This window comes from Streptomyces sp. NPDC057623 (genome assembly GCF_042800355.1).
In the GTDB taxonomy this organism is placed as follows: domain Bacteria; phylum Actinomycetota; class Actinomycetes; order Streptomycetales; family Streptomycetaceae; genus Streptomyces.
On the sequence record NZ_JBHVGZ010000030.1, the window covers coordinates 1 to 26,956 of the forward strand.

Genomic DNA, 26,956 nt, shown 5'->3' on the forward strand with positions numbered 1-26,956 from the left:
GGCGTTCACCCCGTTTTCGGCTGGGGGTCCGGGGGTCGGCCCCCGGGACGACACAGCGCGGAACGTCCACCTCAGGGCGACTTCCCTCGCAGGGCCTTCACCCCGTTCTCGGCATGACAGCGTCAGGGGTGGAGGAGGACCAAGTCGTCCCGGTGTACGACCTCACGCTCGTACTCCGCCCCCAGCTCCCGCGCCAGTTCCCGCGTCGAGCGCCCGAGCAGCTGGGGAATCTCCTTGGCGTCGAAGTTGACGAGCCCGCGGGCGACCGCGCGGCCCGCGCTGTCGCGCAGCTCGACCGGGTCGCCCGCGCTGAACTCGCCCTCGACGGCGGCGATTCCGGCCGGCAGCAGCGACTTGCGGCCTTCGACGACCGCTCGTACGGCGCCGTCGTCCAGCGTCAGCGAGCCCTGCGGGGTGGAGGCGTGCTGGAGCCACAGCAGGCGGTCGGCGGAGCGCTTGCCGGTGGCGTGGAAGTACGTTCCGGTGTCACCGCCGTGCAGTGCCTCGGCCGCGTGGATCGCGCTGGTCAGGACCACCGGGATACCGGCCGCGGCCGCGATCCGCGCCGCCTCGACCTTGGTGACCATGCCGCCGGTGCCGACGCCGGCCTTGCCCGAGCTGCCGATCTCGATCCCGGCGAGGTCGGACGGCCCGCGCACCTCCGCTATCCGCGAGGTGCCGGGCCTGCTGGGGTCGCCGTCGTACACGCCGTCCACGTCGGACAGCAGCACCAGCAGGTCGGCGCGGACGAGGTGGGCGACCAGGGCGGCGAGCCGGTCGTTGTCGCCGAAGCGGATCTCGTCGGTGGCGACCGTGTCGTTCTCGTTGACGATCGGGAACGCGCCCATCGCCAGGAGCTTGTCCAGGGTGCGCGAGGCGTTGCGGTGGTGGGAGCGGCGGCTCATGTCGTCGCTGGTCAGCAGCACCTGGCCGACACGGACGCCGTAGCGGGCGAAGGAGGCGGTGTACCGGGCGACGAGGAGGCCCTGACCGACACTGGCGGCGGCCTGCTGACGGGCCAGGTCCTTGGGCCGCCGGCGCAGGCCCAGCGGGGCGAGTCCGGCCGCGATGGCGCCGGAGGAGACGAGGACGACCTCCCTCTCCCCGCCGCTGCGGCTCTTGGCGAGTACGTCGACGAGCGCGTCCACCCGGTCGGCGTCCAGGCCGCCGGAGGCGGTGGTCAGCGAGGAGGAGCCCACCTTGACGACGATCCTGCGGGCCTCGCGCACACCCTGCCTTGCCCCTGCCACCTGTGCTTCTTCCCCTCACGTCCATCCGGTTCCCTGCTCGGCAATCTACGCGAAGTGGATCGTTCGGCGCGCGGGGATTCCAGCCTCCGGACAGGCGGGCGGTAACGGTGTGCTCACGCGTTGCATACGGCAAAAAGGTTGCGTTGGTTGCCTATGGAAAATAAAGACCGGGCAAACATATTTTGAACGTTGTGCCACACCACGTACACCAGGTTCCCGGCGTAAAGCGCATCCTTCTCCGCTCGGGCAAGAGCCCCTATGACGTCGTTCCCCTGGAGGAGGCCCTCCACCGGGACGTCATCGCCACCAACTCCGGCAACCTGATCTTCAGCGACGCCACGCACAAGATCCTCGAGACCCCGCGCACCGAGGTCGTCTCGAACGGCATCCGCACCGATGTCTCGGCGGCGGGCCGGATCAACGAGGAGTACGACGCGTTCGTCGTCCCGCTCGCGAACGCGTTCCGGCCGTCGTTCGAGGGTCAGCTGAAGCGCCTGACGCGGCTGATCGGCAAGCTGCGGATCCCCGTGGTCGTGGTGGGGGTCGGCGCGCAGGCCGGGCTCGGCTACAACGCGGCGCGGCTGAAGGGCATCGAGCCCGCCGTGCGCGAGTTCGTCTCCGCCGTACTCGACCGCAGTGCCTCGATCGGGGTCCGGGGCGAGTTCACCGAGAAGTACCTGAAGGACCTGGGGTTCCGGGACGTCGAGGTCATCGGCTGCCCGTCGCTGTTCCTGTACGGCAAGGAGCTCACCGTCACCAAGCGGGAGCCCGCCCTCGGCGCCGCCTCCCGGATCGCGGTCAACGGCTCGCACAGCGCGGTGCGGTCGCAGGGCCTGGACCGGGTCATCACCCGCGCCCACGCCCGCTACCCGTACCTGCGCTTCATCGGCCAGAACATCAGCGACGCACGGCAGTTGCACTGGCGGGACCTGTCCGACCCGAACGGTCAGGTGACGGCGATGCCGACGCATCCCGAGCACCCGATGTACCGGGAGGACAAGGTCCGCGTCTACGTCGACCCGGTCACCTGGATCGACGACCTGCGCGCGTTCGACTTCTCCTTCGGCTCCCGTATCCACGGCAACATCGCCGCGCTGCTCGCGGGCACGCCCGCGACCGTGCTGTGCGGTGACTCGCGCACGCTTGAGCTGTGCCGCTACTTCGACATCCCACACCGCCGGATCGACAAGCTGCCCGAGGACCTGGACCCGGCGGCGCTGTACGAGGAGGCCGACTTCGGCGCCCTGATGAGCGGCCACCAGGAGCGGTTCGAGCGGTTCACGGGGTTCCTGGACCGCAACGGCCTGGAGAACACGTTCACGCACGGCGACGGCGGCGCCGCCTTCGACGAGCGCATGCGGTCGCTGGCCTTCCCGGCGGGCGTCCGCCCCTGGAACGACGCCGACCTCGCCTCGCTGACCAGCCGGTTCGGCTGGCTGCAGGGCCGTGTCTCCGAGCTCGCGGCGGACAACGACCGGTTGAGGCGGGAAGTGGCCCGCACCGGCAAGGGGGGTGCGGCCCTTCCGGCGGCGTCCGTCTACCGGCGGGCGCGGCGGATGGTGGGGCAGCCGATTCGGAAGGTGATCCGGCCGGCGCGGGGGTAGTGCCCGCTCAGCCGCGGGCACTTCGGCGGCGTCGGCGCTCCCTGACCAGCCGGGCGGCCCAGCCGGCGATGACGAACACCCCGGCGTACACCGCACTGGCCGACCAGCCGCTCGGCGGGTCCTTCAACCGACCCACCAGCCACAGGAGCACCGTCACGGCCGCCCAGAGGCAGATCCACCGCACGCCCTCGAACCACACGGGCGGCCGGTCCTCCTCCGGTACGGGAGGCGCGGGAGGATTCCATCGGAATCCTCCCGTCCGCTGGTAGTGCGCCTGTCGTCTGCGCTCGAACCGACAGGCGAGCCACATGAGGAGCCCTGCGCCGAGCCCGACCAGGATCGACTGGAACAGGCGCCAGGGGTCGTCGAACCCGGACAGTACCCAGGCGCACAGCAGCCCGTGGGTGACGCCGACGACCCATGCCGTACCCAGCGGGTGCCTGGCCAGGTACACCTGCACCCTGGGCGGCGGTTCGGCTCCGCCGAGACTCCGGTCGATCTTGAAGAACGCACGCTTCAGCGCACCCACCGGCCGTCTCCTCCCTGTCCGAGCCGGTGTGGGGGGGGCGAGGAGCGGGTCCCACACACCAGGCCTTGGGGGGTTCTTCCCCCCCCCCCCCCCACCCCACACGCCGGTAACAACCGAACCGGCTACTGGTCCCTGTACATCTCCGCCACGAGGAAGGCCAGGTCAAGCGACTGGCTGCGGTTGAGCCGCGGGTCGCAGGCCGTCTCGTAGCGCTGGTGCAGGTCGTCGACGAAGATCTCGTCGCCGCCGCCCACGCACTCGGTGACGTCGTCACCGGTCAGCTCGACATGGATGCCGCCGGGGTGGGTGCCGAGGCCCTTGTGGACCTCGAAGAAGCCCTTGACCTCGTCGAGCACGTCGTCGAAGCGGCGGGTCTTGTGACCGGAGGCCGCCTCGAAGGTGTTGCCGTGCATCGGGTCGGTCACCCAGGCCACGGTCGCGCCCGAAGCGGTGACCTTCTCGACCAGCTCGGGGAGCTTGTCGCGGACCTTGTCGGCGCCCATGCGGACGATGAAGGTCAGCCGGCCCGGCTCACGCTCCGGGTCCAGGCGCTCGATGTACTGAAGCGCCTCCTCGGCCGTCGTCGTCGGGCCGAGCTTGATGCCGATCGGGTTGCGGATCTTCGACGCGAACTCGATGTGCGCGTGGTCCAGCTGCCGGGTGCGCTCACCGATCCACACCATGTGCGCCGAGACGTCGTACAGCTGCCCCGTGCGGGAGTCGACCCTGGTCAGCGCCGACTCGTAGTCGAGCAGCAGCGCCTCGTGCGAGGAGAAGAACTCGACCGTCTTGAACTCCTCCGGGTCGGCCCCGCAGGCGTGCATGAAGTTCAGCGCGTTGTCGATCTCACGGGCCAGCTGCTCGTAGCGCTGCCCCGACGGGGACGACTTCACGAAGTCCTGGTTCCAGGCGTGCACCTGGCGCAGGTCGGCGTAGCCGCCGGTGGTGAAGGCGCGGACCAGGTTGAGCGTGGAGGCGGAGGCGTTGTACATCCGCTTCAGGCGCTCGGGGTCCGGGATGCGGGCCTTCTCGTTGAAGTCGAAGCCGTTGACCGAGTCGCCGCGGTACGTCGGCAGGGTCACGCCGTCGCGGGTCTCGGTGCCCTTGGAGCGCGGCTTGGAGTACTGGCCGGCGATCCGGCCGACCTTCACGACCGGCACCGAGGCGGCGTACGTCAGCACGGCGCCCATCTGGAGCAGGGTCTTGAGCTTGTTGCGGATGTGGTCGGCGGACACCGCGTCGAAAGCCTCGGCGCAGTCGCCGCCCTGGAGGAGGAACGCCTCTCCCTTGGCGACGGCCGCCATCCGGGCGCGCAGCTGGTCGCACTCGCCCGCGAAGACGAGCGGCGGATACGACTCCAGCTCCGCAACGACTGCGCGCAGAGCCTCGGTGTCGGGGTACTCGGGCTGCTGCGCCGCGGGCAGGTCTCGCCAGGTGTTGCCAGCACTCGCGCTGGTCTTAGCGTTCACGGTCACGCCCTCAACATTACGGGGTCGTGTCGGGCGTCCTGCCCCATGCCCAGCAATTGAGACACGAGGTACACGACTCGGACGTGGGTGATCGGGCATGGGGTAAGGTGCCTCGCATGTTCGCGCACTCGACCCAGAACTGGTGGTGGACCGCTCATCCGGCGGCCCGCTGACTGCGCGTACGACAGACTTCGCGAAGGCCGCCCGAGGGGCGGCCTTCGGCGTTTTCGGGGTCCGTTCCTCTCCCACTGAGTACCACCGAGTCTCACTGAGAAGGAGCACGGACCCATGAACCTGCTCGGCTTGCTGGACGACCCCCGTCCGTTCGCCCTGCTGCGCCGCCGCACCCCGGGTCAGGACCACGAGACGGTCGAGGTCCTCGTCGGCCCGGTCGCCACATGCGACAGACTCGCCGACCTCCCCGACGAGGGCCTGGCGCTCGTCCCCTTCCGCCAGATCCGCGAACGCGGCTTCGACGTGCGCGACGACGGCACGCCGCTGACGGTGCTGACCCCCGAGGAGACGTACGCCCTCCCGCTCGCCGATGCCCTCGGGCAGCTGCCGTCCCACGACGTGCGCGTGGAGGACGGTGGTTTCGACGTCTCCGACGAGGCGTACGAGGAGATCGTCGGGCGCGTCCTGCGGGAGGAGATCGGGCAGGGCGAGGGCGCGAACTTCGTGATCCGGCGAACGTACGAGGGCGCGGTCCCCGGGTTCGGCCGGGCCGACGCGCTGGCACTGTTCCGGCGGCTGCTGGAGGGCGAGCGGGGCGCGTACTGGACGTTCGTCGTGCACACCGGGGAGCGGACCCTGGTCGGGGCGAGCCCTGAGGTGCACGTGCGCATGTCCGGCGGGACCGTCGTGATGAACCCGATCAGCGGGACGTACCGCTACCCCGCCGAGGGGCCGACGCCCGAGCACCTGCTCGACTTCCTCGCCGACGGCAAGGAGATCGAGGAGCTGTCGATGGTCGTCGACGAGGAGCTCAAGATGATGTGCACCGTCGGCGACATGGGCGGGGTGGTCGTCGGGCCCCGGCTGAAGGAGATGGCGCACCTCGCGCACACCGAGTACGAGCTGCGCGGCAGGTCCTCACTGGATGTGCGGGAGGTCCTGAAGGAGACCATGTTCGCGGCCACCGTGACCGGCTCGCCCGTGCAGAACGCCTGCCGGGTCATCGAGCGGCACGAGGTCGGCGGGCGCGGCTACTACGCGGGGGCGCTGGCGCTCATCGGCCGGGATTCCGGCGGGGCCCAGACCCTCGACTCCCCCATCCTCATCCGCACCGCCGACATCGGCGCGGACGGACGGCTGCGGGTGCCGGTCGGCGCCACGCTCGTGCGCGGTTCGGACCCGGCGAGCGAGGTGGCGGAGACGCACGCGAAGGCGGCGGGGGTCCTGACGGCCCTCGGCGTACGGCCGTCCCGGCCCCGTGCGGAGCACGCGCGCGTACATCTCGCCGACGACCCACGCGTGCGTGCCGCGCTCGACGGGCGGCGGGCGTCGCTGGCCCCGTTCTGGCTGCGGATGCAGGAACGGTCCGAGGAACTGGGCGGACACGCCCTGGTCGTCGACGGCGAGGACACCTTCACGGCGATGCTCGGGCACGTGCTGCGGTCGAGCGGGCTGGACGTGACCATCAGGCGCTTCGACGAACCCGGGCTGCGGGACACGGTGCTCGCTCACGAGGGCCCGGTCGTGCTCGGCCCGGGCCCCGGTGACCCCTCGGATCTCGCCGACCCGAAGATGCGGTTCCTGCGGGACCTCACCGCCGAGGTCATCCGGAACCACCGGTACGGCGTCCTCGGCGTCTGCCTGGGGCACGAGCTGATCGCGGCCGAGCTGGGGCTGGAGATCGTACGGAAGGAAGTGCCGTACCAGGGGGCGCAGACGACGGTCGAGCTGTTCGGGCGGCGGGAGACGGTCGGTTTCTACAACAGCTTCGTGGCGCGCTGCGACGACGAGGTGGCGGCGGAGCTGTCCGCGCACGGGGTGGAGGTGAGCCGGGCGGGCAACGGGGAGGTGCATGCCGTACGGGGGCCCGGATTCGCCGGCGTGCAGTTCCACCCGGAGTCGGTTCTGACGCTGGGCGGGGCCGCTGTCGTGAGGGAGTTGGTGGGCGGGCTGCGCAACACGCCCGTGTAGCCGTCTGGGGGCTCGCGGGCCCCCAGACTTCCCTTCGCCTCGTCGCCCGGCGGATCAGCCGAAGAAGACCCCGACCTCCTCGTACAGCTTCGGGTCCACCGTCTTCAGCTTGGCCGTCGCCTCGCCGATCGGGACCCGGACGATGTCCGTGCCGCGCAGGGCGACCATCTTGCCGAAGTCGCCGTCGCGGACCGCCTCGACGGCGTGCAGCCCGAAGCGGGTGGCGAGCCAGCGGTCGAAGGCGCTGGGGGTGCCACCGCGCTGGATGTGCCCGAGGACCGTGGTGCGGGCTTCCTTGCCCGTGCGCTTCTCGATCTCCTTGGCCAGCCATTCGCCGACCCCGGACAGCCGCACGTGCCCGAAGGAGTCCAGCGACTCGTCCTTGAGGACCATGTCGCCGTCCTTCGGCATGGCGCCCTCGGCGACGACCACGATGGGGGCGTACGACGCCTTGAAGCGCGAGGTGATCCACGCGCAGACCTTGTCGACGTCGAAGCGCTGCTCGGGGATGAGGATGACGTTGGCGCCGCCGGCCAGCCCGGAGTGGATGGCGATCCAGCCGGCGTGACGGCCCATCACCTCGCAGACCAGGACCCGCATATGGGACTCGGCGGTGGTGTGCAGCCGGTCGATCGCCTCGGTCGCGATGCCGACGGCGGTGTCGAAGCCGAAGGTGTAGTCCGTGGCGGACAGGTCGTTGTCGATCGTCTTGGGCACGCCGACGCAGGGCACGCCGTACTCGTCGGACAGGCGGGCGGCGACGCCGAGGGTGTCCTCGCCACCGATCGCGATGAGCGCCTCGACCTCCTGCTTGGCGAGGTTCTCCTTGATACGGCGGATGCCGTCCTCCTGCTTCAGCGGGTTGGTGCGCGAGGAGCCGAGGATGGTGCCGCCGCGGGGCAGGATGCCGCGTACGGCGGGGATGTCGAGACGGATGGTGTCGTTCTCCAGCGGACCTCGCCAGCCGTCCCGGAAGCCCACGAAGTCGTAGCCGTACTCCTGCACGCCCTTGCGGACGACGGCCCGGATGACGGCGTTGAGACCGGGGCAGTCGCCGCCTCCGGTCAGTACTCCGACCCGCATGGAAATGTCCCTTCGCCGCGGTTGCCTGGTGAGGCCACGCTAATGGTGAGCCAAGTCACAACGGGATGGGTAGGAACGGCAATTCCGGTGAACTGCCGGGTGTTCGGTTTACGCGCCGCCCATACTTGACGAACATCGGACGGCCGATGGATCACTCGTCGTCGAGGCCGCGCTCTATCGCGTACCGCACCAGCTCCACCCGGTTGTGCAGCTGAAGCTTGCCGAGGGTGTTCTGCACATGGTTCTGCACCGTGCGGTGGGAGATGACCAGGCGCTCGGCGATCTGCTTGTAGCTCAAACCCTTGGCGACGAGCCGCAGCACCTCGGTCTCGCGCTCGGTGAGCTGCGGGGCCCCCGGCTGGTCGGCGTCCGAGGCGGCGGACGCCGGTTCGGAGGCGAGTCGGCGGTACTCGCCGAGCACCAGGCCGGCCAGGCCCGGGGTGAACACCGGGTCGCCGACGGCCGTACGGCGCACCGCGTCGAGGAGTTCCTCCGTGGATGCCGACTTCAGCAGATAGCCGGTCGCGCCCGACTTCACGGCCTCCAGGACGTCGGCGTGCTCACCGCTCGCGGACAGGACGAGGACGCGCAGCGCGGGGTTGTGGGCCACCAGCTCCTTGCACACCTGGACGCCGGGCTTGGCGGGCAGGTTGAGGTCCAGCACGAGGACGTCGGGTGCGGCGGCCTTGGCGCGGCGTACGGCCTGGTCGCCGTCGCCCGCCGTGGCGACCACGTCGAGGCCGGACTCGGCCAGGTCACGGGCGACCGCGTCGCGCCACATGGGGTGGTCGTCGACCACCATGACCTTGATCGGGTCCTGCTGTCCGCTCGCGGTGTCCGTCATCGCTGCTCCGCCTTCCCCCGTGAAGCGCTGCTGTCCTTCGGTACTTTCAGTTCCACTTCCGTGCCCTGGCCCGGCACCGAGATCAGCTCGGCGCTGCCGCCGAGGTCCCGCAGCCGCCCCCGGATCGACAGCGCGACACCGAGCCTGCCCTCGCCCTCGGCCTGCGCGAGCCGGCCCTCGGGGATGCCCGGGCCGTCGTCCCGTACGGTGACGATCACCTCGTCGGGCTCGTCCTCGACGAGGATCCACGCGCGTGCGTCCTCCCCCGCGTGCTTGCGGACGTTGTCCAGGGCGGCTCCCACGGCCGCGGCCAGCTCCCGCGCGGCGGCCGGGGACAGGACCACGGGCGCTCCGGGCTCGGCGAGACTGACCTTCGCACCGGCGTGCGGGGCGAGCAGCGCACGGAGATCGACGGGACCGGCGGAGTCGTCCGCCTCCTCCACGGCGACCACGACGGCACCCTCGGCGGCGTCCCGCGACACGCGCGACACGGGCACCAGCCCACCCGAGACCAGGGTGCGCAGCGCGACCTCCTGCTCGCCGGCCATCCGGCCCAGTTCGGCCGCCTCACCACCGATGACGGCGCCGCGCCGCTGCACCATCGCCAGCACCTGGAGCACGCTGTCGTGGATGTCCCGGGCGAGCCGCTCCCGCTCACGCGTCGCCGCCTCGATCTCCAGGGCGCGGGCCAGGGTGCGCTCGGAGGCGCGGGCGACCTCGACGACGTAGCCGATGGCGATGGAGGCGATCCAGACGAGCAGCACCATGTGGACGGTGTCGCGGGTCGGTACGCCGGAGCGGTGGACCAGGTTGGCGGCGGCGACCAGCGTGGAGGCGAAGGCGGCCCAGCGCCAGCCGCCCTTGATGGCGAACGCGAGCACGGCGCCCGCGGTCCAGATCGACGGCAGGGTCGGCGCCCCGGCCTCGATGCGCGCGGGCGTCTCGGCGAGGCGGGTGAGCAGGATGCCGGCCAGGGCGACGGTGAGGTCCACGGCGAGGAAGCGCTTGGTGCAGCTCGCGGCGTTCGCGACCCTGGGCAGGGTGGCCAGGGTCCACACCGCCAGTACGGCGTAGTAGGCGATGGCCACCCAGGGGCGGGCGACCTCGTCGTGGGCGCTGATGAACAGCCCGATCGCGTACACCATGGTCAGCACGCGGTAGCCGGCCAGCGCACGCCACAGTGGCTGCTCGACGGACATCCTCATGACCCGCTCGCGCTTGGCCATTCCCCCCACCCCTGTTTTCGAGTCGCTCGCCCAGAGTGCCCTGCCTAGGCCCCCGACCGCTCCTCGTCCGCCTTCTTCGGCTTCTTGGCCTGTTCCTTCTTGGCCTGTTCCTTCTCCGCCTTCGCCGCATCCGCGATCTGCCGCTTGGCGGCCGTCGCGTAGATGTCGACGTACTCCTGGCCGGAGAGCTTCATGATCTCGTACATGACCTCGTCGGTCAGCGCGCGCAGCACGAAGCGGTCGTGCTCCATGCCCTGGTACCGGCTGAAGTCCAGGGGCTCGCCGATCCGGATGCCGGGCCGCATGAGCTTGGGCATGACCTTGCCCGGCGGCTGGATCTTCTCCGTGTCGATCATCGCGACCGGGATGACCGGTGCTCCGGTGGCGAGCGCCACGCGCGCGAGGCCGCCGGGCTTGCCCCGGTAGAGCCGGCCGTCGGGCGAACGCGTGCCCTCCGGATAGATACCGAACAACTCACCGCTCTCAAGGACCTCTATGCCGCTCTTGATGGCCGCCTCGCCCGCCCCGCGCGCCCCTGAGCGGTCCACGGGCAGCTGGCCGACGCCCTTGAAGAACGCGGCCGTCATCCGGCCTTTGACGCCGGGGGTCGTGAAGTACTCGGCCTTCGCGATGAAGGTCACCTTGCGGTCGAGGACCGCGGGCAGGAAGAACGAGTCCGAAAAGGAGAGGTGGTTGCTCGCCAGGATCGCGGCGCCCTCGGCGGGAACGTTCTCCAGGCCTTCCACCCAGGGCCTGAAGGCGACCTTCAACGGTCCCCCGATGGCCACCTTCATCGCGCCGTACAACAACCGAGTGCCTCCTGTGTCTGTCGATCAGACCTTAACCCGGAGCACTGTCAATGAGTCCGACGGCCCTGGTCGGTGTCAGTGCGGTCGCGTACGGTGAACCACACATGGCTCTCGTCCATGTCCGTCCTCTCACGAACAGGAGACCGTAAGGTGCCGGTCCTTCCTGGAGCCGAGCCGTACCGCCACGAGGGCGGGGAGACCGGGGTTCTCCTCTGCCACGGCTTCACCTCTTCTCCCCAGTCGCTGCGCCCGTGGGCGCGGTCTCTGGCCGAGCGCGGGTTCACCGTCTCGCTGCCGCTGCTGCCCGGACACGGCACACGCTGGGAGGACATGCGGCTCACCGGCTGGCAGGACTGGTACGCCGAGGTGGACCGCGAGCTGCGCAATCTGCGTGACCGCTGCGCGCGGGTCTTCGTGGCCGGCCTCGCCATGGGCGGCGCCCTGGCCCTGCGGCTCGCCGCGAAGCACGGCGAGGGCGTCGCGGGCGTGCTGGTCGTCAACCCGGCGAACAAGGTGCACGGCCTGGCCGCGTACACGCTTCCGCTGTCCCGCCACTTCGTGCGTACGGTGCCGGGGATCGTCGGCGACATCGCGAGGCAGGACGGCGTCGAGATCGGGTACGGCCGGGTGCCGCTGCACGCGGCCCACTCGCTGCGGACCTTCTTGCGGCTGGTCGACGGCGAGTTGCCACAGGTCACCCAACCGCTGCTGGTGGTGCGCAGCGCGCAGGACCACACAGTGCCGTCGGTGGACCCGGCCCGGATCCTGAGCCGCGTGTCATCCACTGACGTAACGGAGATCGTGCTGGAACAGAGCTACCACGTGGCGACGTTGGACCATGAGGCGGACCGGATCTTCGAGCAGAGCATCGGCTTCATCGACCGGGTCGCGACCGGCGTCGGCAAGGAAGGGACGACTGCCCGTGGCTGAGCACGACTCCGACCGCGAGAGGCGTGATGACCGCGACGATCGCGAGCCGGAAGAGCAGCACGTCCCGTTCGACGAGGACGCCGCCTGGGCCGCGATCGTCGCCGGGTACGGCGACGAGCCGCCGGACCCGCCGGGCTCGAAGCCGTTCAAGTCGGTGGAGGACCTGGCGTTGCTGGAGCCCGACACGAACGACGGGGCGAGCGGCGGGACGGACGAGGACCGCGGGCACGAGAAGGGCGAGACCGGCGCGAAGGCCAAGCAGGCCGACGAGCCCAGGGAGGACCGGGAGGACAAGCCGGTCCAGCCGCTGGGCAGCTCCGTCTCCTTCGCCCCCGGCGTCGGCCCGCGCGACTACAGCGTGCCCGAGCCGGCCGAGGAGGACTTCGACGCCGACGACGAGGGCCACTTCGTCCCGCCGGAGCCGCCGCCGCTGCCCGCCGCCGACGCGACCGCGAAGTTCGCCTGGCTCGGGGTGATCGGCGGGCCGATCCTGCTGCTGCTCGCCGTTCTGCTCGGCTGGGACATGACGTGGTGGCTGGCGACGCTGGGCATCGGCGGGTTCCTGGGCGGGTTCGCCACGTTGGTGATGCGAATGAAGACGGACGACGAGGACGACGACGATCCGGGACGGGGTGCGGTCGTCTGAGGCTCGCCAAGACGCTCTAGGACGCCGGAACCTTGAGGGCGGCCAGGACCGGAAGGTGGTCCGTGGCCGCCCTCAGGTCTGTCTCCGTCACACCGGGGTGGCCCGCGGGGACACCGCAGCCGAGTACCTCGACGCCCTTGGTGGCGAAGATCGCGTCGATGCGCTGATGGGGGTCGACCGGGGTCGAGGTGTACTCGCTGCCCCAGGGGGCGGTGGCCCAGCAGTCCTGGAGGCTGTCGGCCATGCGGCGGAAGGTGCGGCCGGCGGGACGTTCGTTCAGGTCGCCGCCCGCGACGGCGTGCTCGACGCCCAGGGCGGCGAGGCGGTCGAGCAGCATGCCGCCCTGCTTGTGGCGTTCGGCCTGCTGCAAGGAGAGGTGGCAGCTCACAAGGCCCAGGCGGGCGCCGCCGAACCGGACCACTGCCGTGGCGAAGCCGCGCCGGTGGAGTCCGGGGGTGAGGGGGAGGAGTACGTCCTCCGTGCGCTCCACCGTGGCCCTCAGGTTGCAGAGGATCGCCGGGCCCGCGGCCGTGGCCCCGCCGGTGAGGATGACGAGGTTCGCCGCGCTGGCCAGGCGGGAGAGTTTCTTGCGCCAGCGGAAGAAGCGGGGGGCTTCCTGGACGAGGACCAGGTCGGGGGCGCAGGCGTCGATGACGCGGGCGAGGGCGGTGGTGTCGTCACGCATCGAGCGGATGTTGTAGCTGAGGACCCGGATGACCGCGGAACCGTCGGGCTCTGTGTGGAAGTCGGGCAGCAGCGCCATGTGGATCAATGTACGCCCCATGGCTCGGGGCGCGAGGCTCGTGCGCGACTGCCGGTTGGTCGTGCCTTGTCGCGCGCACGCGGCGGAGCCGCACATCGATACAGCCTCGCGCCCCTGAAGGTGGGCACGGTCCCCGTTGCCCGAAGGGCAGGTCTTACATGATCGGGTCGGGCTCGCGGGCCAGGTCCGCCGCGCCCACCAGCCCCGCCTTGTTGCCCAGCTGGGCCGCGATGACGTCGGCGACCGGGCGCCAGTTGCCGCCTACCAGCCAGCGCTTGTAGGACTTGCGGATGGGGTCGAGGACCAGTTCGCCCTCGTCCGAGAGGCCGCCGCCGACGATGAAGGCGGACGGGTCGAACAGGGAGGCCAGGTCGGCGAGGCCGGCGCCGGCCCAGCGGGCGAGCTCGCGGTAGGAGTCGACGGCGACCGGGTCACCCTGGCGGGCGGCCATGGAGATGTGCTTGCCCTCGATGCCCTCGGGGCTGCCGTCGCCCAGGCCGAGCAGGATCTCGGCGTGCTCCGGGGTGGCGTTGGCGCGCTGCTTGGCGTATCTGACCAGGGCGCGTCCGGAGGCGTACTGCTCCCAGCAGCCCTGCGAGCCGCAGCCGCACAGCAGGCCGTCCGGCACCATGCGGATGTGGCCGAACTCGGCGGCCACGCCGTAGTGCCCGCGGCGCAGCTTGTTGCCGATGATGATGCCGCCGCCGAGGCCGGTACCCAGGGTGATGCAGATGACGTTGCGGTGGCCCTTGCCGGCGCCGAACTTGTACTCGCCCCACGCCGCCGCGTTGGCGTCGTTCTCCACGACGACCGGAAGGCCGACGCGGGCCTCGACCTTCGCCTTCAGCGGCTCGTTGCGCCAGTCGATGTTGGGGGCGAAATAGACCTCCGAGCGCTGACGGTTGACGTAACCGGCCGCACCGATACCCACGCCGACGATCTCGTGCCCGGCACGCGCGCCCTCCACCGCGGAGGCGATGGCGTCCACGATCCCCTCGGGCGTGCCCGGGGTCGGCACCTTGTGGGTCGAGAGGATGTTGCCTTCCTCGTCGACCACGCCGGCCGCGATCTTCGTGCCGCCGATGTCGACGCCGATGGTGAGTCCCATGAATCCCTCAGTTTCGGTCGAGCCCCGCTACGGCCAACGGTACCCGAGCCCCTGCCGTCGGGGACCCGTCGTCCGCCCGGCGGACGGGGCCGGCGGGCGCCCCGAACGAGCAGGGCTCCGATCAATTGAGGATCCGTGGAATCCGGGGCATCAGTCCAGGTCGATGCGCTCGCCGGGACCGGCGTCGTCGCCCCGGTCCGGGCGCTCGTCCAGGTCGTGCCCGCCCGTCTCCCGGGTGGTCCAGCGGCGTTCCTGGGCCTGGACCGCGGAGCGGTAGGCGGCGAGGAGTTCGGTGCCGGCCGCGGCCAGGTGGTCGAAGACGTCCGGGTTGCGCTCGATGACGGGCTCGACGGCGGCCTTGGCCTGCTCCACGACCTGCTTGACCACCTGCTGGGCGGCGGGTCCGGCGACCGCGCCGAGCAGCGGGGACTGGAGGGTCGACAGCTTGTCCGCGACAGCGTCGACGAGCTTGCGCAGTTCCTCGGCGGCCGCGCCCGGCGGCTGACCGTGCTCGGCACGGCGGCGCGCCTTCTCCTCCGCGAGGTCCTCGGCGCACGCCGTCGCCCAGGCGTCGGCGTCGGTCGCCCGTGCCTCGTCGATCGCCTCGTGCTGACCGGCGTCTGACGGGGGGAGCTCTTCGCTCATGACGGACTCCTGACTACGGTTCGTCTCTACGACGTTACCCGAACGGGCGTACCTGCTTCACCGTGCGCCCGGCCAGAGATCGGGGTCCGGCGCGAACCGGATCCGCAGCTCGCCGTCGCGCAGCCCGGCCCCGTCCACGCCGCACCGGCGCAGGGCCGACGGCAGCGGCACGATACGCCGGAACTGCCCTGCGGTGACGACGAGTTCGTCGCCGCGCCGGATGAGGTCGAGCTCGTCGCGTACGGCGCCCGGCAGCGGGACGTGCCAGACGAGGACGCCGTCCTCGGCGAGCCGGTCGGTGACGGGCCACTCGACGGTGGACGACGTGTCGTTGACGGCGGGCACGGCGAGGTCGGCGAGGTCGTCGGCGCCGCGCGGGTCCCGCCCGAGGTGGGCGACGCCGTGGACGTCGTGGCCCTCCGTCCGCCATTCCTCCAGGACCTTGCGCTGCTGGGCGACGGGCCCGGCGAGCCAGCTGCCCGCCCCCGCCTCCGCCTCCGGCAGGACCCGGTTGGCCACCAGCAGGTCGGGGCGCAGGCCGCGCAGGGCGAGGGCGAGCGTGGCGGACCGCACGGCGTCGGCGCCGCCCGGACCGGGCTCGGCGACCAGCCGTACGACGGTGTGGCGGTCGGCGACGACGGACTCGACGGCGGCGAGGTCGAGGTCCCAGCGGGCCGCGGTCTCGTACAGCCACTCCGCGGGCATCGGCACGCCGGCCAGCCGCCCCAGAACGGGCCGCAGCGCACGGGCGGCCTGCCGCTCGGGCGGGAGTAGCCGGCGCAGATAGCGGCGCAGCTCTTCGGGGAGCGCGAGCAGGGCGAGGGCGTGCGGGGTGGCCGGCAGGTCGACGACGAGGAGGTCGTGCGCCTCGGCGAGCGCGGCGTCCCGCAGGGCCCGCAGCAGCGCGAGTTCCTCGGCACCGGGGAGGGGGGTGACCTCTTCCGGGTCGAGCCGGGAGGCACCGAGGAGGTCGAGGGCGGAGGAGGCTCGTTCCTGGAAGGCGGCGAGGTCGTCCCGGAACCCGACGGCGGCGTCGGGACGCCAGGCGGTGAGGTTCGGGGCGATCCGGGTCGGGGCCGGCCCGGTGCCGGCGCCGAGTGCCGCGCCCAGGGTGTCGGTGCGGTCGGCGCTGAGGACCAGGGTTCTGGTGCCGTGGGCCGCTGCCGTCAGCGCGGTGGCGGCGGCGACGGTTGTACGGCCGCTGCCGCCCGGGCCCGTGATCAGGATGGTGCGCATGGGGGTGAACCGTAACGGACGTGGGGGTTCAGGTCGGTTGGGAGGTACCCGGCGCTACCGCGTACCCCCGCGCACCCTCGGTGAACCGCCTACTTGCCCGACTCGACCCGCTTCTTCAGCCCGGCCAGCGCCCGGTCGATGATGACCTTCTCGGCCTTGCGCTTGATCATGCCCAGCATCGGGATCTTGACGTCCACCGTCAGCAGGTACGTGACCTCGGTCGCCCCCGCCCCGGCCGGCTTCAGGATGTACGAGCCGTCGAGCGAGCGCAGCATCTGGGACTTCACCAGCGTCCAGGACACCTCGTTCTCGCCGGTCCAGGTGTATCCCAGCACCTGGTCGTCCTTGATCGCGCCGGCGTCCATGACGAGCCGGACCTGCTCGGCCCGGCCCTGGTCGTCGGTCTTGAGGACCTCCGCCTCCTTCACCTCACCGGTCCAGTCGGGGTAGCGCGCGAAGTCGGCGATCACCCCCATGACATCGGCCGGTGCCGCCTCGATCGTGATGCTCGAGCTGGTGTGTTCCGCCATCGCCGTGGCTCCTCCAGAAGCGGCCGGTATGAAGTCGTGGTGCGCACGCGTGCGCAGCGTGAAGGCTACCGCGCGTCCGACCAGCCGACTTCACCCGCACCTCACCACTCCAGCGCCCAGGGCTTCCCCGACCCGGCGAAGTGCCCCACGTTCACGCACTCCGTCGCCCCGATCCGCATCCGGCGGACCAACGGCTGGTGGACATGGCCGAACAGGGAGTAACGGGGGCGCGTGCGGCGAATCGCCTCCAGCAGGGCCTTGCTTCCCCGCTCGAAGCGCCGCGCCACGGTGTCGTACACCAACTCGGGGACCTCGGGCGGAATGTGCGTGCAGAGCACGTCCACCTCCCCCACGGCCTCGATCTTCGCCGCGTACTCCTCGTCGCTGATCTCGTAGGGGGTGCGCATCGGCGTCCGCAGGCCCCCGCCCACGAAGCCGAAGACCCATCCGCCGATCTCCACCCGCTCCCCGTCCAGCACCGTCGTGCCAGGCCCGGCGTACTCCGGCCACAGGGGCGGCATGTCGACATTGCCGTAGGTGGCGTACGTCGGTGTCGGGAAGACCGCGAACATCTCGGCGTACTGCCTGCGTACCGCCTTCTCGATCACCGCGCCGCGGTCCGAGCCGATCCCGGCCCACAGCCGCGCCCCGAGTTCCCGGGCCTCCTCGAAGCGCCGGGCGGTGCGCAGCTCCACGATGCGGTCGGCGTTCTCCACGCCGAACAGGTCGGGGAAAATGCCCCGCGAGTGGTCGGCGTAGTCCAGGAACAACACCAGGTCGCCCAGACAGACCAGGGCGTCCGCGCCCTCCCCGGCCCTGGCCAGGTCGCGGGTGTTGCCGTGCACATCGCTGACCACATGGACGCGCGTCCTGCGGTTTCCCCTCGGTGTCGGTGCCATGGCGATCAAGGGTAGGCGTGTGCGGCATACGTGAACAGTGCCGACCGAACCTATGGTTACTGGCCAGTCGTCAGACAGCTCGACTACTGTGCGCGCAGAGGTACCAATCCGTGTGACGCAGCGAACATCTCGCCGGACCCCCCTGTCGAAGAAGCCATACCGGCGGGTAACGTCCGGTCGGTCCAGTCGTGCTCTGGATTTCAACTTGTGAATCCACGAGCACTCGCCCGAGCCATGGACCGCACCGTCGCATCGCACAACGTCGTGGCGCCGGCGCCCTATGAGGAGCAGCAGTCTTGCGCGAGTTCAGCCTTCCGGCTTTGTACGAGGTCCCTGCGGACGGAAATCTGACCGACATCGTCCGCAGAAACGCCGCGCAGCACCCGGACGTCGCCGTGATCGCCCGCAAGGTGAGCGGAGCGAAAGGGGGGTCCCCCCGGACGGAGTCTGGGGGAGGTGCCTGGCAGGACGTGTCGGCCACCGCCTTCCTCGCCGAGGTGCACGCGGCCGCGAAGGGGCTCATCGCCGCCGGGGTCGGACCGGGCGACCGGGTCGGCCTGATGTCGCGTACGCGCTACGAGTGGACCCTGCTCGACTTCGCGATCTGGTCGGCGGGCGCGGTCACCGTGCCGGTGTACGAGACCAGCTCGCCGGAGCAGATCCAGTGGATCCTCTCCGACTCGGGCGCCACCGCCTGCGTCGTCGAGCTGGACAGTCACACCGCCGCCGTCGAGTCGGTGCGCGACCGGCTGCCCGCCCTCAAGCACGTCTGGCAGATCGAGGCCGACGGCGTCGAGGAGCTGGGCCGCCTCGGGCAGGACATCAGCGACGCGACGGTCGAGGAGCGCAGCTCGCTGGCGAAGGCCGACGACCCGGCGACCATCGTGTACACGTCCGGGACCACGGGCCGCCCCAAGGGCTGCGTCCTCACCCACCGCAGCTTCTTCGCCGAGTGCGGCAACATCGTCGAGCGCCTGCGGCCGCTCTTCCGCACCGGCGAGTGCTCGGTCCTGCTCTTCCTCCCGCTCGCCCACGTCTTCGGCCGCCTCGTGCAGGTCGCGCCCATGATGGCGCCGATCAAGCTGGGCACCGTCCCGGACATCAAGAACCTCACCGACGAGCTGGCCTCGTTCCGCCCGACGCTGATCCTGGGCGTCCCGCGCGTCTTCGAGAAGGTCTACAACTCGGCCCGCGCCAAGGCCCAGGCGGACGGCAAGGGCAAGATCTTCGACAAGGCGGCGGACACGGCGATCGCCTACAGCAAGGCGCTGGACACGCCGTCCGGCCCGCCCGTCGGCCTGAAGATCAAGCACAAGGTCTTCGACAAGCTGGTCTACAGCAAGCTGCGCGCGGTGCTCGGCGGCAAGGGCGAGTACGCCATCTCCGGCGGCGCACCGCTGGGCGAGCGGCTCGGCCACTTCTTCCGCGGCATCGGCTTCACGGTCCTGGAGGGCTACGGCCTGACCGAGTCCTGCGCCGCCACCGCCTTCAACCCCTGGGACCGCCAGAAGATCGGCACGGTCGGCCAGCCGCTGCCGGGCTCCGTGGTGCGGATCGCGGACGACGGGGAGGTGCTGCTGCACGGCGAGCACCTGTTCAAGGAGTACTGGAACAACCCGGGCGCGACCGAGGAGGCGCTGGCCGACGGCTGGTTCCACACCGGTGACATCGGCACCCTCGACGAGGACGGCTACCTCCGGATCACCGGTCGCAAGAAGGAGATCATCGTCACCGCGGGCGGCAAGAACGTCGCCCCGGCCGTGATCGAGGACCGGATCCGGGCGCACGCGCTGGTCGCGGAGTGCATGGTGGTGGGCGACGGGCGGCCCTTCGTGGGCGCGCTGGTCACCATCGACGAGGAGTTCCTGGGCCGCTGGTGCTCCGACCACGGCAAACCGGCGGGTTCCACCACGGCGTCGCTGCACGAGGACCCCGACCTGCTGGCCGCGATCCAGTCGGCGGTCGACGACGGCAACGCCGCGGTGTCGAAGGCGGAATCGGTGCGGAAGTTCCGCATTCTTCCCTCCCAGTTCACGGAGGACTCGGGCCATCTGACGCCGTCGCTCAAGCTCAAGCGCAACGTCGTGGCGAAGGACTTCGCGGACGAGATCGAGGCGATCTACCAGAAGTAGTACGCCCTTTCCGAGGCCGTACCGGTACGACGGCTCATGGCGCGGTGTCCTCCACGAGGACCCGCGCCATCGTGCGTTCGGCGAGCGCGGTGATCGTCACGAACGGGTTCACCCCGATCGACCCGGGCACGAGCGAGCCGTCGGTGACGTAGAGCCGCGGATACCCCTTCACCCGGCCGTAGTCGTCGGTCGCCTTCCCGAGCACGCAGCCGCCCAGCGGGTGGTAGGTGAAGTCGTCGGCGAAGACCTTGTTGCCCGAGCCGAACAGGTCGTACCGGTAGATCGTGGCGTTCGCCCGGTTGATCCGGTCGAACAGGTTCTTCGCCATCCCGACCGACACGGCACTCTGCGCGGCACTCCACCCGAGCCGCACCGCCCCACTGGCCGAGTCGTACGAGAACGACGCGCGCTCCGGATTCTTGGTGATCGCCAGATAGAGGCTGACCCAGTGCTCCAGCCCTGTGGGCAGGGGAGCGATCTCGGCGAAGACGGGGTTGGCGGTGTTGGCCCAGTCGTCGATGCCCATGACCGGCATGGTCGACTGGTTCGCCCCGACGGTGTCCCACAGGTGGTTGGCCCGTCCCAGCATCACGTTGCCGTTGGTCCCCCACCCCGTGCCGACGCTCGGGTCCAGGGCGGGCAGCGTGCCCGACTCCCGTGCCCGGACGAGGAGTTCGGTGGTGCCGACGCTGCCGCCGCCGAGGAAGAGATACCTACAGCCGTACTCCTTCGTCTCCACCACGGTGCCGGTGTCGTCGATCCGGTCGACGGCCAGCACATACGTCCCGTCGGCGGCCCTGCTGATCGACTTCACCCGCTCCAGGGTGTGCAGGGTGACGTTCCCGGTGCCGAGCGCCGAGGCCAGATACGTCTTGTCGAGGGAGCGCTTGCCGTGGTTGTTGCCGTAGATGACCTCTCCGGCCAGTGCGGACCTGGTGGCCGTGCCGTCCGCCTCACGCCGCATGTACCCGAAGTCGTACACGCTGGGCACGAAGGTGGTCTTCAGGCCGGCGTTGCTCGCGTGCTTGCGGGAGATCCGGGTGAAGCGGTACCACTCGGTCGACTCGAACCACGCGGGGTCGACGGTGTTGACGCCGAGCATGGAGCGGGCGCGCGGGAAGTAGGTGCCGTACATCTCCGCGGTGTCCACGGTCGGGAACTGCTCGGCGAAGTAGGACTGGAGCGGGGTGACCGCCATGCCGCCGTTGACCAGCGAACCGCCGCCGACGCCACGGCCGACGTACACGGACATGTGGTCGTAGTGCACCCGGTCCAGGGCCCCCGGGTACGGGCTGATGTCCTTGTTGACCACGTCCAGCCACAGGAAGGTGGCGAGCGGGGCCTCGGTGCGGGTGCGGAACCACATGGAGCGGCGGTCGGGGGCGCTGGTGGAGCAGAAGACCTTGCCGTCGGGGCCGTCGGTGTTCCACAGGCGGCCCATCTCCAGGACGAGGGTGCGGATGCCTGCCTGGCCGAGGCGGAGGGCGGCCACGGCGCCGCCGTAGCCGGAGCCGACGACTATGGCGGGGGCGGATTCGACCGCGTCGGGCTCAGTGGCTCGGGCCGACTGGAGGCCGATGCGGGTGAAGCCGAGGGTGGCCGCGGTCTGGAGTGCCGCCATGCCGAGTATTTGACGTCTTGTCAGCTGACGCTGCATCAGGTTTGATGTCATGTGCGCAGCATGTGCGGAATATCTGGTTCCGCCTAGTGGGGTGCCGGGTATTCGTTGTGGGCGGGTGCGGGTAGTTCGTGGTTGATCGCGCAGTTCCCCGCGCCCCTAAATAGATGGGCGTTGCACTACAGCAGCGTTTGCAGCTTCTCCGCCAGCAGGTCCCAGCGCCACTTCTCCTCGACCCACTGCCTGCCCCGTTCACCCATCCGGGCGCGCAGCTCGGCGTCTCCCAGGAGCGTGATGACGCGGTCGGCCGCCTCCTCGGGGGAGCCGCCCCGCACCACCCACCCCGTCTCACCGTCGAGCACCGCGTCCGGTGCCCCGCCCGAATCCCCGGCCACGACCGGCAGGCCCGTCGCCGAAGCCTCCAGGTAGACGATGCCGAGGCCCTCCACGTCCAGCCCTCGCCGTCTCGTCCGGCAGGGCATCGCGAAGACGTCGCCGGCGCCGTAGTGGGCGGGCAGTTCGGACCAGGGCACCGGGCCGGTGAAGTGGACGGAGTCGGCGACGCCCGTGTCGTGGGCGAGCTTGCGCAGGTCGCTCTCGTACGGCCCGCCCCCGACGATCAGCAGCACGGCGTCCGGCTCGGCGGCCAGGATGCGCGGCATGGCCCGGATCAGGGTGTCCTGCCCCTTGCGCCGGACCAGCCGGGAGACGCAGACGACCACCGGCCGGTCCGTCAGCCCCAGCCGGGCCCGGACCTCGTCGCCGCCCGACCCCGGATGGAACGTCTTCTCGTCGACCCCCGGCGGCAGCTGCACCATCCGCGAGGCCGCCTCCGGCGTCAGCGCGGTCGCGATCCGCGAGCGCGTGTACTCGCCCAGGTAGGTGATCGTGTCCGTCGCCTCCCCGATCCGCCCCAGCAGCTGCCGGGCCGCGGGCAGCTGGGCCCATCCCGCCTCGTGCCCGTGGGTCGTGGCCACGAGCCGCTCGGCACCCGCCTTCCTGAGCGCCGGTGCCATCAGGCCGAGCGGGGCCGCCGCCCCGAACCACACCGACGTACACCCGTGCTCGCGCAGCAGCCCGACCGCGCGCCGCGTCGCCCCGGGCGTCGGCAGCAGCATCGTCGTACGGTCCCGTACGACCGTGAAGGGCTGCTCGGCGTCGAAGGCCGCGGTGGCCTCGATGCCCTCGCGGCTCCGCTTCCAGGTGGAGGCGTAGACGACCAGCCGCTCCGGGTCGAGCCGTAGCGCCATGTTGTGCAGGAACGCCTGGATGCCGCCGGGGCGGGGCGGGAAGTCGTTCGTCACGATCAGGGTCTTGTGCATCGCCGCCGACCTTACCGAAGCCCCTGTTCACAGCTGGGGCTCGGCCACGTGTGTGGCCCCCACACAGCTGAACAGGACATCATGTTGCCCTGAGGCGGGAAGCGAACGGCAGGGGTTGTGGTGGAGACGACGGGCACGCGGCGGTCCCTGGCGTGGCTTCTCGGGATCTGGGCCCTGACCAGGGTGGTTCTGCTGCTCTTCGTGTTCAGGGTGTACGTCTTCCCCGGCCCGGACGTCACCAGCGACGTGTCGGTGATCTACCAGGGCTGGTACGAGGTGCTGCGCACCGGAACGTTCCCGCTGAACGACGTCACCTGGCAGTACCCGCCCGCCGCCGCGCTGCCGGTCCTCTCCCCCGCCCTGGTGTTCTGGCTGGACTATCCGTCGGCGTTCTTCGTCCTCTGCTTCGCCGCCGACCTGGCCGTCCTGCTGCTCCTGCTGTACGCCGGCCGGCGCCCGGGCCGGCCGCTGCGCGGGGCCGCGGTGTGGGTGGCGGGCGTACCGCTGCTCGGACCGACCGTGTACGCCCGCTACGACGTGATGGTCACCGGCGTCGCCGTGGCCGCGCTGCTCGCGGGGGCCCGGCATCCCCGGGTGATGGGCGCGCTGACGGCCTTCGGGGCGATGCTGAAGGTGTGGCCGGTGCTGCTGCTGGTGGCGGCCCGCAGGCGGAGCGCCTGGGGCTCGGCGGCGCTGACCGCCGGTGCGCTGGCGGCGGTGTTCGCCGTCGCCATGCCCGGTGCCTTCGCGTTCCTGACCTTCCAGCGCGACCGGGGCACCGAGGTGGAGTCACTGGGCTCGCTGGTCTTCCACGTGGCCCGGCAGTACGGCTGGGACGGTCAGGTGCTGCTGAACTACGGCTCGGTGGAGTTCCTCGGCCCGTATGTCGACGTCGTCAGCACGGCCGCCCTCGTGCTGAGCGGGGTCGCCTTCGGCTGGCTGCTGCTGTGGCGGCTGCGGGTGCGGAGGTTCCACTCCCACACCCTCGCGGACGCGGCGTTCGTGGCGGTGCTGATGTTCGTGACGACGAGCCGGGTGATCAGCCCGCAGTACATGGTGTGGCTGGTCGGCCTCGCGGCGGTGTGCCTGTGCTTCCGGGAGAGCCGGATGCGGCTGCCGGTCGCTCTGGTCCTCGCGGCGTCCTTCGTCACGGTCCTGGAGTTCCCCGTCTGGTTCGCCCATGTCGTCGCCAGCGACGGCCTCGGCGTCACCCTCCTGTTCCTCCGCAACGGCCTGCTGGTCCTCGCCACGCTCCTCGCGGCCCGCGAACTCTGGCGCTCGACGGTCACCCCCACCCCCTCACTCCCGGTACCGGCCCAGACCCCCCGCCCCAGGGAAACGTCCCTGCCGTCCTGACACCGCCAAACCTGGCTCGCCCCGCTTTCGGCCCTTAAGGGGCCTCGTCCTCAAACGCCGGACGGGCTGAGAAACCCAGCCCCTCCGGCGTTTGAGGAGCGGGGTCTGGGGCGGAGCCCCAGAAGGATGGGACGGGTAGGGGCGGCGGGGGCGAGGAAACCGTTGTCAGCCCAGCTGCGCCGTCAGATACCCCCGCCACTCCCCCGTGAACTCCTCCAGCGACGTCCCGAGTACGTCCTTCAGCGCGCCCTCCACGGCTCCCGCCCGCCCCTCATGCGCCCCCACGGCACGATAGAACTCCGCGAGCCTGACCTCCCCCCACCGATCCGCGATCATCCGGCACGCCATCCACCCGCTCTCGTAGGCCCGCGCCAGCTCACCCCCGTCACCGGTGAATCCGAAGTCCGCGTCGGCCGGAAGCGCCTCGGGCACCCGCCCCTCCGCCACCGCGCGATACAGCTCGGGCGCGGCCTGGGACGGGGAGCGGCCGCTGCCGAGGTAGCCGACCCAGTCGGCATAGCCCTCGGAAAGCCACAGCGGGGTGGCGGCGGCGGTGTGGGCACGGGTGGCGACATGGGTGGTCTCGTGGGTGAGGACGACCTGCCTGCTGGTGCCCCCGAGGACGCCGTACGCGTCGGGGTTGACGATGATCCGGTCCGCGGGCGCACTCGCCGGGGCCCCGGTCTCACCGGTGGTGACCGCGGCGATCCCACGGTAGGAGGAGGCCGGCGCGTCCAGCAGCCCGGCCATCCCGGTCAGCGACTTCGGTACGAGGACGACGACGCGCCGCGGCCAGTCCGTGCCCCACGCCCGGGACACGGCCGGCACCGCCCGGTCCGCGAGCCCGGCGTAGGAGCGCAGCGTCGCGTCGGACTGCCCGACGCCCAGGACGAGGCTGTCGTCACCCCGCACGGCGCCGACCTCGCCCTGGTCCCACAGCTGCTGGGCGGAGCCCTTGGCGGGCCGCTCCGCCTCGACGTACCACCGGCCCTCCAGGTCCAGGCTCAGACTCAGGGTGCGGCCGACACTGACGGGGGCCCGGTCGTAGCCCTGGACTCGATAGCGGAGCTCGGCCTCGGCGAGTGCGGTGTCGCCGGTGCGCCGCACGCTGGTCAGTCGGTACGACCAGGCAGCGAGAGGCATCGCGCGCAGGTTGTCGTACCGGTCCCGCGCGCCCGTGCGCAGATACGCCGCCTCGTCCCGGTCGAGGATCGCCGCCGCCCGCCGGTCGAGGACGCGCTGCACCTCGGCCTTGGCGCTGTCGGTGGCGGGCCGCCCGCCGCAGCCCACCAACGAGACGAGCAGCAGACAGAGCGCGATGACGACTCGCGTTCCCGACACCCGCCTTCGACCAGCCATTTCCCGATCGTACGGCGGGGAAGGCCCGGAGGTCAGGTCCGCGTCAGACCGGCACCGCAACCATCCACGTCCCGGCTCAGACCCGGGTGACCGTCGCGCCCGGCATCATGCCGACCGGGTCGTAGCGCACGGGGGCGCCCGGGTAGGGCGCGTGGATCACCTGGCCGTTGCCGGCGTACATCCCGACGTGGCTGGCGTCGGAGCGGTAGGTGACGACGTCGCCGGGCTGGGCCTCGGAGAGCGGGACCTGCCGGCCGGCGTACCGCTGGCCCTGCGAGGTGCGCGGCAGGGCGACACCGGCCTGGGCGTACGACCACTGGATCAGGCCCGAACAGTCGAACCCGGACGGGCCGTTGGCGCCCCAGACGTACGGCTTGCCCAGGGCGGAGTGGGCGGCGGCGATGGCGGCGCCCGCGCGGCCCGAGGGCGCGGCGAGGCTGCCGAAGTCGGGCATGACGTCCCGGCCGGAACGGGAGGCGCGGTCGTAGGCGGCGCGGTCGGAGGCCGTGAGGGAGTTGAGGAGCCTGCGGGCCTGGGCGAGCTTGCGCTCGACGGTCCGCTTGTGGGCGGCGACGGTCTTGCGGCTCTTCTCCAGCTCGACGAGCTTTCCGGCCGCCTCCGTGCGCTCCTGGGCGAGTTCGCGCATCGCGTCCTGGAGGTCCTTGAGCTCGTCGGCCTGGTGGGCGCTGATCCGCGCGATCCGGGCGGCCCGGTCGAGGTAGTCCTCCGGGTCGTCGGAGAGCAGCAGGGCGAGGGACGGGTCGAGGCCGCCGGAGCGGTACTGGGCGCCGGCCAGCGAACCGAGGGCGTCGCGCATGGAGTTGATGTCCTCCTGCTGCCGGGCGATCCGGTCCTGGGCGTCGCTCACCTGCTCCCGGAGCCTGTCGGCGCGCTCGTCGGCCTTGTTGTAGAGCTCGGTGGCCTTCTCAGCCTCCTCGTAGAGGTGGTCCACCTTGGCCCGGGTGTCGTCCTGCGGCGCGGCCGTGGCCGGTACGACCCCGAGGGCCGCGGCGGCGGCCGACATGACGCAGAGGGCTGTGCTGGCGCCCCGGTCGAACCCGGGCGATACAAGGCGGCGATGGGACCCCACGGGAAGCCGCTCTCCTTCCATGTGTCGGAACGCCACCGGTCTCCCCCGGGCCGGGGGAAACGCGGCAGACATTGACGCCCTCTCCCGCCCGGGGGCAGGAGATTTCGGTCCGCACCGCGTCGCGATGCCACCACGGGTTCCTGTTTCACAGGCCGCCGCCCGCCCCTGAGGGTTGGTCTTACGTGGCCTCCGCAGGCGTGACTTCCCGCCCGTCCGGCGGTAGGTCCGACAACTTCCGTCGACGGACGCGGCGATGCTAGCCGCGCGAACGGACACCGACCAACGACCGCGGCGGGCACACAAAGTGACGCCCCGCCTATGACGCAGGTCATGGGCGGGGCGTGGGGTCAGCGAGAGTTGTCG

General features: G+C 71.1%; 24 protein-coding genes. 7 read left to right on the forward strand and 17 right to left on the reverse strand.

What is annotated here, in order from left to right; translation table 11 throughout:
* Positions 1-122: 122 nt before the first annotated feature.
* Positions 123-1,250, reverse strand: a complete 1,128-nt coding sequence (gene proB, locus ACFU95_RS27205) for a glutamate 5-kinase (RefSeq protein WP_383832304.1) — start codon at positions 1,248-1,250, stop codon at positions 123-125.
* A gap of 191 nt (positions 1,251-1,441) precedes the next feature.
* Between proB and ACFU95_RS27210 the strand changes: the two genes are divergently transcribed.
* Positions 1,442-2,854 (forward strand): polysaccharide pyruvyl transferase family protein, encoded by a 1,413-nt coding sequence (locus ACFU95_RS27210; protein WP_383832306.1) that lies wholly within the window; start codon positions 1,442-1,444, stop codon positions 2,852-2,854.
* Positions 2,855-2,861: 7 nt separating this feature from the next.
* Here ACFU95_RS27210 and ACFU95_RS27215 read toward each other — a convergent pair whose 3' ends face one another.
* Entirely contained in the window at positions 2,862-3,383 is a 522-nt protein-coding gene (locus tag ACFU95_RS27215; RefSeq protein WP_383832307.1) for a hypothetical protein, read from the reverse strand.
* A 122-nt stretch (positions 3,384-3,505) separates the two neighbouring features.
* Positions 3,506-4,858, reverse strand: a complete 1,353-nt coding sequence (locus ACFU95_RS27220; RefSeq protein WP_383832309.1) for a class II 3-deoxy-7-phosphoheptulonate synthase — start codon at positions 4,856-4,858, stop codon at positions 3,506-3,508.
* 110 nt (positions 4,859-4,968) lie between these two features.
* Between ACFU95_RS27220 and ACFU95_RS27225 the strand changes: the two genes are divergently transcribed.
* A complete protein-coding gene (locus ACFU95_RS27225; RefSeq protein WP_078516689.1) occupies positions 4,969-5,025 on the forward strand; it encodes a trp operon leader peptide in 57 nt (18 codons plus the stop codon).
* Positions 5,026-5,140: 115 nt separating this feature from the next.
* The gene (locus ACFU95_RS27230) at positions 5,141-6,997 is read left to right on the forward strand and encodes an anthranilate synthase family protein (RefSeq protein WP_383832311.1); all 1,857 of its coding nucleotides are present in this window, start codon (positions 5,141-5,143) and stop codon (positions 6,995-6,997) included.
* 54 nt (positions 6,998-7,051) lie between these two features.
* Here the strand turns inward: ACFU95_RS27230 and ACFU95_RS27235 are convergent, their stop codons facing one another.
* The 4 genes from ACFU95_RS27235 to ACFU95_RS27250 form a co-directional block, all read right to left on the reverse strand.
* On the reverse strand, positions 7,052-8,080 hold the full coding sequence (locus tag ACFU95_RS27235; protein ID WP_383832313.1) for a 6-phosphofructokinase: 1,029 nt from the start codon (positions 8,078-8,080) through the stop codon (positions 7,052-7,054).
* A 151-nt stretch (positions 8,081-8,231) separates the two neighbouring features.
* On the reverse strand, positions 8,232-8,924 hold the full coding sequence (locus ACFU95_RS27240; RefSeq protein ID WP_383832315.1) for a response regulator: 693 nt from the start codon (positions 8,922-8,924) through the stop codon (positions 8,232-8,234).
* Positions 8,921-10,150 (reverse strand): MacS family sensor histidine kinase, encoded by a 1,230-nt coding sequence (macS, locus tag ACFU95_RS27245; RefSeq protein ID WP_383832317.1) that lies wholly within the window; start codon positions 10,148-10,150, stop codon positions 8,921-8,923. Before macS ends, ACFU95_RS27240 begins: the two co-directional genes overlap by 4 nt.
* Positions 10,151-10,194: 44 nt before the next feature.
* A complete protein-coding gene (locus ACFU95_RS27250) occupies positions 10,195-10,959 on the reverse strand; it encodes a lysophospholipid acyltransferase family protein (RefSeq protein ID WP_383832319.1) in 765 nt (254 codons plus the stop codon).
* Positions 10,960-11,109: 150 nt separating this feature from the next.
* Between ACFU95_RS27250 and ACFU95_RS27255 the strand changes: the two genes are divergently transcribed.
* Positions 11,110-11,889: an alpha/beta hydrolase gene (locus tag ACFU95_RS27255; RefSeq protein WP_383832321.1), complete on the forward strand. Its 780-nt coding sequence runs from the start codon at positions 11,110-11,112 to the stop codon at positions 11,887-11,889.
* Positions 11,882-12,535 (forward strand): hypothetical protein, encoded by a 654-nt coding sequence (locus tag ACFU95_RS27260; protein WP_383832323.1) that lies wholly within the window; start codon positions 11,882-11,884, stop codon positions 12,533-12,535. The genes ACFU95_RS27255 and ACFU95_RS27260 overlap by 8 nt, the downstream gene beginning before the upstream one ends.
* 16 nt (positions 12,536-12,551) lie before the next feature.
* Here the strand turns inward: ACFU95_RS27260 and ACFU95_RS27265 are convergent, their stop codons facing one another.
* The 6 genes from ACFU95_RS27265 to ACFU95_RS27290 all read right to left on the reverse strand — a co-directional run bounded on the left by ACFU95_RS27265 (position 12,552) and on the right by ACFU95_RS27290 (position 17,716).
* Positions 12,552-13,298 (reverse strand): endonuclease/exonuclease/phosphatase family protein, encoded by a 747-nt coding sequence (locus ACFU95_RS27265; protein ID WP_383832325.1) that lies wholly within the window; start codon positions 13,296-13,298, stop codon positions 12,552-12,554.
* A gap of 154 nt (positions 13,299-13,452) precedes the next feature.
* Entirely contained in the window at positions 13,453-14,406 is a 954-nt protein-coding gene (locus ACFU95_RS27270) for an ROK family glucokinase (RefSeq protein WP_383832327.1), read from the reverse strand.
* Between the two features lie 150 nt (positions 14,407-14,556).
* Complete coding sequence (locus ACFU95_RS27275; protein WP_383832329.1) at positions 14,557-15,051, reverse strand: DUF5304 domain-containing protein; 495 nt, start codon at positions 15,049-15,051, stop codon at positions 14,557-14,559.
* Between the two features lie 57 nt (positions 15,052-15,108).
* The gene (locus tag ACFU95_RS27280) at positions 15,109-16,287 is read right to left on the reverse strand and encodes an ArsA family ATPase (protein ID WP_383832331.1); all 1,179 of its coding nucleotides are present in this window, start codon (positions 16,285-16,287) and stop codon (positions 15,109-15,111) included.
* An 89-nt stretch (positions 16,288-16,376) separates the two neighbouring features.
* Positions 16,377-16,817 carry an SRPBCC family protein gene (locus tag ACFU95_RS27285; protein WP_383832333.1) on the reverse strand — a complete coding sequence of 147 codons (441 nt, stop codon included), beginning with the start codon at positions 16,815-16,817 and terminating at the stop codon, positions 16,377-16,379.
* A gap of 101 nt (positions 16,818-16,918) precedes the next feature.
* On the reverse strand, positions 16,919-17,716 hold the full coding sequence (locus tag ACFU95_RS27290; RefSeq protein ID WP_383832335.1) for a metallophosphoesterase: 798 nt from the start codon (positions 17,714-17,716) through the stop codon (positions 16,919-16,921).
* A 296-nt stretch (positions 17,717-18,012) separates the two neighbouring features.
* Here ACFU95_RS27290 and ACFU95_RS27295 point away from each other — a divergent pair, with 296 nt between their 5' ends.
* The gene (locus tag ACFU95_RS27295) at positions 18,013-19,848 is read left to right on the forward strand and encodes an AMP-dependent synthetase/ligase (protein WP_383832337.1); all 1,836 of its coding nucleotides are present in this window, start codon (positions 18,013-18,015) and stop codon (positions 19,846-19,848) included.
* 34 nt (positions 19,849-19,882) lie between these two features.
* On the opposite strand, the gene ACFU95_RS27300 is transcribed toward ACFU95_RS27295, so the two are convergent.
* Both ACFU95_RS27300 and ACFU95_RS27305 read right to left on the reverse strand, forming a co-directional pair.
* Positions 19,883-21,469, reverse strand: coding sequence for a GMC oxidoreductase (locus ACFU95_RS27300; protein WP_383832339.1), 1,587 nt, complete (start codon positions 21,467-21,469; stop codon positions 19,883-19,885).
* A gap of 176 nt (positions 21,470-21,645) precedes the next feature.
* Entirely contained in the window at positions 21,646-22,788 is a 1,143-nt protein-coding gene (locus ACFU95_RS27305) for a glycosyltransferase family 4 protein (protein ID WP_383832341.1), read from the reverse strand.
* A 120-nt stretch (positions 22,789-22,908) separates the two neighbouring features.
* Here ACFU95_RS27305 and ACFU95_RS27310 point away from each other — a divergent pair, with 120 nt between their 5' ends.
* Positions 22,909-24,144, forward strand: coding sequence for a glycosyltransferase 87 family protein (locus ACFU95_RS27310; RefSeq protein WP_383832343.1), 1,236 nt, complete (start codon positions 22,909-22,911; stop codon positions 24,142-24,144).
* A 165-nt stretch (positions 24,145-24,309) separates the two neighbouring features.
* Here ACFU95_RS27310 and ACFU95_RS27315 read toward each other — a convergent pair whose 3' ends face one another.
* A complete protein-coding gene (locus tag ACFU95_RS27315; protein ID WP_383832345.1) occupies positions 24,310-25,503 on the reverse strand; it encodes a hypothetical protein in 1,194 nt (397 codons plus the stop codon).
* Between the two features lie 76 nt (positions 25,504-25,579).
* On the reverse strand, positions 25,580-26,593 hold the full coding sequence (locus tag ACFU95_RS27320; RefSeq protein ID WP_383832347.1) for an NlpC/P60 family protein: 1,014 nt from the start codon (positions 26,591-26,593) through the stop codon (positions 25,580-25,582).
* Between the last annotated feature and the right edge of the window lie 363 nt (positions 26,594-26,956).